Source organism: Arthrobacter sp. I3 (assembly GCF_000520575.1).
In the GTDB taxonomy this organism is placed as follows: Bacteria; Actinomycetota; Actinomycetes; order Actinomycetales; family Micrococcaceae; genus Arthrobacter; species Arthrobacter humicola_A.
In genome coordinates this window covers 26,631-30,634 of record NZ_KI914962.1, presented here as the reverse complement: position 1 = coordinate 30,634, position 4,004 = coordinate 26,631, and the positions used below count along the sequence as shown (strand labels likewise).

General features: G+C 68.5%; 2 protein-coding genes and 1 pseudogene. All 3 read left to right on the top strand.

Annotated features, from left to right (window positions below; translation table 11 throughout):
• Positions 1 to 1,467, top strand: a pseudogene (locus tag Y706_RS26705) (DNA polymerase III subunit gamma and tau); the annotation flags it as partial.
• Positions 1,468 to 1,518: 51 nt separating this feature from the next.
• Positions 1,519 to 2,118 (top strand): recombination mediator RecR, encoded by a 600-nt coding sequence (gene recR, locus Y706_RS0120180; RefSeq protein ID WP_018774392.1) that lies wholly within the window; start codon positions 1,519 to 1,521, stop codon positions 2,116 to 2,118.
• Between the two features lie 483 nt (positions 2,119 to 2,601).
• Positions 2,602 to 3,954 (top strand): aspartate kinase, encoded by a 1,353-nt coding sequence (locus Y706_RS0120175; protein ID WP_028278009.1) that lies wholly within the window; start codon positions 2,602 to 2,604, stop codon positions 3,952 to 3,954.
• Positions 3,955 to 4,004 lie beyond the last annotated feature (50 nt).

Here is a 4,004-nt window from a genome sequence, read left to right as displayed (position 1 = left end):
GCCGCTGTTCCCAGCCCTGCTCCCGGGTCTGCCGCCGGACCCGGAGCCGACGTGGAGGTTTTGCGCCGCGCCTGGCCCGAGATCCTGCAAACGCTCACCAAGATCAAACGCAGCACCTGGGCACTGGTGGAACCCAACGCCCAGGTCGGCCACTTCGAAGACCACGTCCTGACCCTCGCGTTCACCACCACGGGGCTGGCGGGCGCCTTCGGCCGGGCCGACCACGCCGAGAACCTCCGGCAGGCGATCCACAAGACCATCGGCATCGATTGCCAGATCCGGGCCGTGGCCGGCAGCAGCAACAGCCCAGCGAGCTCTGAGCCAAACCCAAAAGCGCCGCCGGCTAGCCCGGAGACCCCGGCATCGTCCGCAAGCCAGGCGACATCGGCCGACGTCGCCTGGGGCCTGAGCCCGGCTCCCCAGCAGGTCCCATCTCCGGCTAACGATGCCGCTGAAGCCGTCCCCTCGCGGGTGGCCGCGGCGCACGTTCCCGCCGCCTCAATGCCTTCGACGCAACCCACTCCGGCCCCCGCGGCCGAGGCTCAGGTCCGGGCAGCCGCGCCGGCAGCCGAGCCGGCAGCGGAACCGCAGGTGCCTGCCCCCGCGATCCAAACTCAGGTCCGCGCAGCCGAGCCAGCAGCCGGATCGGACGGCCCTTCGGAGCCTTCCGGGTCCTACGCCGACGCCGATGACGACTGGGGACCGCCCCGGGACGAGGACGCCCCTCCGTTGGACGAGGAACCACCCCTGGATTGGGATCCCTCGCCGGTGGCCCCGCCGCGCCGCCCCGAGCCCGCGGCTGCCGCTACCGCTCCGGCCCGCAAGTCCCCTGCCGCGCCGGCATCCAAAACCGCCGGTTCCCCGGCCGGGACACCGGGCGCAGACCCGGACGCGTCGGATGACGCGTGGGCCCGCGCCATCGAGCAGTCACCCGGCGTCTGGACGGTCGGCACAGATTCGAACCTCGGCCGGTACACGAGCCCGGATGTCGAGCCCGCTGCGTCCGAGCCCGAGCCGAAGCCTGTGCACTACGAGCCGGCGGCGGCACAGATCCCGGAGTACGCGGGTGTCGTGTCCGCGCCGTCCGGACTGACCTCGGACCACCAGGCCCGGGCCGAAGCGGCTCCGGCGCCGGCGGTTGCGGAGTCTGTTGCGCCGCGTGTGGCCGCCGCTGCCGTCGCGGAGGCTGTTGCGGTCACTGCCGTTCCCGAGGCTGCCGCTCCGGCAGGCCGGCAAAGCCTGTACCAGCGGCTGTCGAACAGTCCCGAGGCCGAGGCCGGGCGGGCGAAGGCCCCCGCCCGAGCCGCCGCCGCGACCACCGTCTACGTACAGGACATCCCCAGCGCCGACGACGAAACGATCGAGGAATCGGGCGTCTTCGGCCGGGCCGCCGTCGAGCGTATTCTGGGCGGGAAACTGGTGGAAGAGCGCTCCCTGGATGGAAGCCCGCTGCCGCCCCGCTTCTAGCAGACTCCCTGCCGGCTGGCCCCGGCCCCACTCCAAACGAACGAGGACATTGTGTACGAAGGCGCAGTTCAAGAGCTGATCGACGAGCTCGGACGCCTTCCCGGAGTGGGGCCCAAGTCAGCCCAGCGGCTGGCCTTCCACATCCTTGAGGCTGATCCGCAGGACATGAAGCGGCTTGTCGATGCCATCACCACCGTGAAGGAACGGGTCAAGTTCTGCACGGTTTGCGGGAACGTGACCGAGCAGGAACTGTGCAACATCTGCCGCGACCCGCGCCGGGACCCCACGGTTATCTGCGTCGTCGAAGAATCTAAGGACGTCCTGGCGGTGGAACGCACGCGGTCCTTCCGCGGCAGGTACCACGTCCTGGGCGGCGCGATTAACCCAATCGCGGGGATCGGTCCGGAACAGCTCCGGATCCGTGAACTGCTGACCCGGCTCAACGACGGCGCCATCCAAGAAATCATCATCGCCACCGACCCCAACCTCGAGGGCGAGGCCACGGCGACGTATCTGGCCCGGATGCTCAAGTCGATCGGCATCGCCGTCACCCGGCTGGCGTCCGGCCTGCCCGTGGGCGGGGACCTGGAATACGCCGACGAAGTCACGCTCGGCAGGGCCTTCGAGGGCCGCCGCAACGCCCTGAGCTGACGCACTAGTGGCCGCCGCGGCAGCGACACCCCGGCCCACCATCCGGCCCGGCGGACATGCCCAGCGCCCGTGCCCGGGAATGGACGCAATGCCCTCATGCCCACTCCAGGCCGCCAAGAATGAGCATGTCCCGCGGAAGCACTGAGCATGTCCACTCCTGACCCGAGCTCCCCCACCCGGCCCGGCGGACAGGTCCAGCGCCCACGCCCAGGAATGGACACAATGCCCTCATGCCCACTCCAGGCCGCCAAAAAAATGAGCATGTCCCACGGAAGCACCGAGCATGTCCACGGAACGGGAGACCATGTCCACTCCTGGCCCGCAGCACTGGGCATGTCCGGTGGAGACAAACCCGGCGTGTCTGCCATTCGGTCACAATTCAACGGCGCGGGCGGCACGGCGATAAACTGGGGTGAGAAGTTACGCCGTCGCGCCGTTTGGTTGCCTGGCCCAGAACCCCGATGATCCAGTGAGGGTGCGCGAATGAGTTTGCCCACTACCGAAGTCCAGCCCGGATCGCAGACGTTGCCCGTCTCGGCCGCCACCACCAAGCACCTTGTCGTGAAGAAATTTGGCGGGTCCTCGGTGGCGGACGCAGAAGGCATCAAGCGCGTCGCCCGGCGGGTCGTGGACGCCCAAAACGCCGGCGACGAGGTGGTCGTGGTGGTTTCCGCCATGGGCGACACCACCGATGAGCTCCTTGACCTCGCCGGCCAGGTCACCGATTCCGCGCCCGCCCGCGAAATGGACATGCTCCTCTCCGCCGGCGAACGAATCTCCATGGCGCTGCTGGCCATGGCCATCAACAAGTTCGGCGCCTCGGCCCAGTCCTTCACCGGGTCCCAGGCCGGCATGATCACCGACGGCATCCACGGCAAGGCCCGGATCATCGACGTCGACCCGCACCGCATCCGCACCGCCCTGGACAAGGGGCACATCGCGATCGTGGCCGGGTTCCAGGGCATGAGCCACACGACGAACGAGATCACGACGCTCGGGCGCGGCGGTTCGGACACGACGGCGGTGGCCCTCGCCGCGGCGCTCGACGCCGATGTCTGCGAGATCTTCACCGACGTCGACGGCGTCTACACGGCCGATCCGCGGGTGGTCGCCTCGGCCCGGAAGATCGACCGCATCTCCAGCGAGGAAATGCTGGAACTGGCCGCGTCCGGCGCTAAGATTCTGCACCTGCGCTGTGTTGAATACGCCCGCCGCTTTGGGGTACCCCTGCACGTCCGTTCCTCATTCAGCCAGAACGAAGGCACCTGGGTTCTGCCCGGCGCCGACGACAAGATCACGACTCAAGAGGGAGTTGCCTTGGAGCAGCCAATCATCTCCGGTGTGGCACACGATCGGTCCGAAGCCAAGGTCACGGTTGTCGGTGTACCTGACATCCCCGGCAAGGCAGCGGCGATCTTCCAGGTCATCGCGGACGCCCACTCGAACATCGACATGATCGTCCAGAACGTCTCCACCCACGGTACGGGCCGGACCGATATCTCCTTCACCCTCCCGATCGTCGAGGGCGCCGAGGCCCTGGCCGCCCTGCACGCCGCGCAGGACCGCATCGGCTTTGAGAGCATCGAATATAACGAGAAGATCGGCAAGCTTTCGCTGATCGGCGCCGGCATGCGCTCGCACCCGGGTGTGTCCGCCCGCTTCTTCGCGGCCCTCTCCGAGGCCGGCATCAACATCAACATGATCTCCACCTCGGAGATCCGGATCTCCGTGGTGACCCACGCGGATCTGCTCGACGACGCCGTCCGCGCCATCCACAGGGCGTTTGACCTCGACAGCGAGGACGAGGCCACGGTCTACGGCGGCACGGGCCGCTAGCCGCACCTGCGCATCCGGGCGGGCCCCGGATGCGCATAAAGACGGGGAAG

What these genes read in the sequence shown, in the direction of transcription:
- Y706_RS0120175 (WP_028278009.1), top strand. Translation starts at nt 2,602, where the DNA reads ATGAGTTTGCCCACTACCGAAGTCCAGCCCGGATCGCAGACGTTGCCC.